Source organism: Saccharopolyspora sp. 7B, from assembly GCF_020177435.1.
Taxonomy (GTDB): domain Bacteria; phylum Actinomycetota; class Actinomycetes; order Mycobacteriales; family Pseudonocardiaceae; genus Saccharopolyspora_C; species Saccharopolyspora_C gregorii.
This window is the reverse complement of sequence record NZ_JAIUKC010000272.1, coordinates 1-2,284: the sequence shown is the minus strand read 5'-3', so window position 1 is coordinate 2,284 and position 2,284 is coordinate 1. Positions and strand designations below refer to the sequence as shown.

The window sequence follows — 2,284 nt, the reverse complement described above, 5'->3', positions numbered from 1 at the left end:
CCCGGCCCCGCGGGCCGCGGGGGGCCCCGGGTGCCCCCCGCCCACTGGGCCCGCTGGCGGGAACTCACGCGTGGGGCGGTTCGAGCTCGCGACTCCCCCTCTCTCCCGAGCCGCCCCTCGCGTCCGCTGTCGCAGCGGACGCCGATCACCGCTCCCGCGAGGTCTCCCCGCCGTCGTCCGCCGGGGCCAGCGGACCGTCCCGCCGCACCATCTGCTCGAACGGGCGCAGGTTCGCCAGCGACTCGCCGCGCGACTCCCGCCAGCCCCACTCCCGGCGGATCGCCGTGCCGAAACCCAGCTCCAGCAAGGTGTTGAAGTCGCCGTCCGCGGCCTCCAGCACCTGCCCGAGCACCCGGTCGACCTCCTCCGCCGTCACCGCGTGCAGGCCGATCCGGCCCACCAGGTACACGTCCCCGGTCCCGTCGATCGTGTAGTGCACGCCGTAGAGCCGGGCGTTGCGGCGCAGCAGGAACCGGTAGACGTCCTCGTGCGCCTCGTCCGGCTGCCTGCACACGAAGGCCTCCACGACCAGCGCGTGCTCGGCGACGATCAGCCAGCAGTTCGTCTGCAGCTTCTTCGTGCCCGGCAGCGTCACGAAGAACCGGCCGCCGTCCTCCCGCCGGTAGTCCAGTTCGCTCGCGTCCAGCGCGGCCGCGATCGTCGCCTCGACCGTCATGCCGTCACCTCCAGGTCGAACTGCGAGTGGAAGGCGCGCTTCGCCCGCGCGTAGGTCTCCAGCAGCGCCTCCGTGGTCCGGTCCCAGGAGAACGCCTCGGCGTGCGCGACCGTGCCCGCGGCCAGCTCGGCGCGCAGCCCGGCCTCGGTCACCGACCCCAGCGCGTCCGCCCACTGGCCGGTGCGGTGCCCCGGCACCAGCAATCCCGAGCGGCCGTCCGCGACCGCCACCGGCAGGCCGCCCACCGACGCCGCCACCACCGGCGTGCCGCAGGCCTGCGCCTCCAGCGCCACCAGCCCGAACGACTCGTTGTAGCTGGGCACCGCCACCACGTCCGCCGCGCGGTACACGTCGGCCAGCGCCGCACCGCCCTGCGGCGGCAGGAACCGCACCACGTCGGTGATGCCGAGTTCCCCCGCCAGCTCGTGCAGCGACTCCGGCCGGTCCAGGCCGCTGCCGGAGGGACCGCCGACCACCAGCACCTCCAGCCGCGCACGCAGCTCCGGGCGGCGCGCCAGCAGCTCCGCGGTGGCGCGCAGCAGCACGTCCGGTGCCTTCAACGGCTGGATGCGGCCCACGAACGCGAACACCAGCGCGTCCGGCCGCACCCCGAACCGGGCGCGGGCCGCGGTCGCGTCGCCCGGGGTGAACCGGCGCAGGTCCACGCCCGGCGGGATCGTCTCGACCTCGTCGGGGGACGCGCCGTAGAGCCGCACCAGGTCGTCGGCCTCCACCTCGGTGTTCGCGACGAGCCGGTCCGCTTCGGCGACCACCTGCTCCTCGCCGAGCACCCGCACCCGCGGCTCCGGGGTGTCGCCGGCGGCGAGCGCGGCGTTCTTCACCTTCGCCAAGGTGTGCGCGGTGTGCACCAGCGGCACGCCCCAGCGCTCCCGCGCCAGCCAGCCGACCTGCCCGGACAGCCAGTAGTGCGAGTGCACCACGTCGTAGAACCCCGGCTCGTGCCGCGCCTCCGCGCGCAGCGCGCCCGCCGCGAACGCGCACAGCTGCGCGGGCAGCTCGTTCTTGTCCAGCCCCTCGAACGGTCCGGCCACCACGTGCCGCACCGTCACGCCCGGCGCCAGCTCCGCCACCGGTGGCACCTCGGAGGACGTGGCGCGGGTGAAGATCTCCACCTCGGTGCCGTGCTCGGCCAGCCGGGTCGCGGTCTGGGCGATGTAGACGTTCATCCCGCCCGCATCACCGGTGCCCGGCTGCTCCAGCGGCGAAGTGTGCAACGAGAACACGGCGGCGCGGCGCGGCCGCATCCGGGCGGTGCCAGAGGTCATCGACTAAGCCCTATCGCAAACGTGGTGGTGGAGCGCCCTCGCCCACGGCGCCCGGGTCCGGAACGCCCTGGGTCCCGACACCGGGCCGGGGGAAAACATTCCTGGGCGGCCGAGCGCAGCCCGCTGACGCTACCCCGCCCACCGCACCGACCGGCCCGGACGCGGCACGCCCGGTGACGGTGTTCACAGCGCGGGCGGACGGCCCCGGCGCACGAAGAAGGTCCCCGGGGGGGGGGGGGGGGGGGGCCCCCCCCCCCCCCCGCGGGCGCGGGCGGGGGGGGGGGGCGCGGGGGGGGGCGCGGCGGGGGGGGCGGCGGGGGGG

General features: G+C 76.2%; 2 protein-coding genes. Both read right to left on the bottom strand.

Going from position 1 to position 2,284, the window contains the following annotated elements; all coding sequences use genetic code 11:
- Positions 1-145: 145 nt before the first annotated feature.
- Positions 146-676, bottom strand: coding sequence for a YbjN domain-containing protein (locus LCD33_RS28500; RefSeq protein ID WP_224966640.1), 531 nt, complete (start codon positions 674-676; stop codon positions 146-148).
- On the bottom strand, positions 673-1,962 hold the full coding sequence (gene mshA, locus LCD33_RS28495) for a D-inositol-3-phosphate glycosyltransferase (RefSeq protein WP_224958495.1): 1,290 nt from the start codon (positions 1,960-1,962) through the stop codon (positions 673-675). The genes LCD33_RS28500 and mshA overlap by 4 nt, the downstream gene beginning before the upstream one ends.
- Positions 1,963-2,284: the final 322 nt, after the last annotated feature.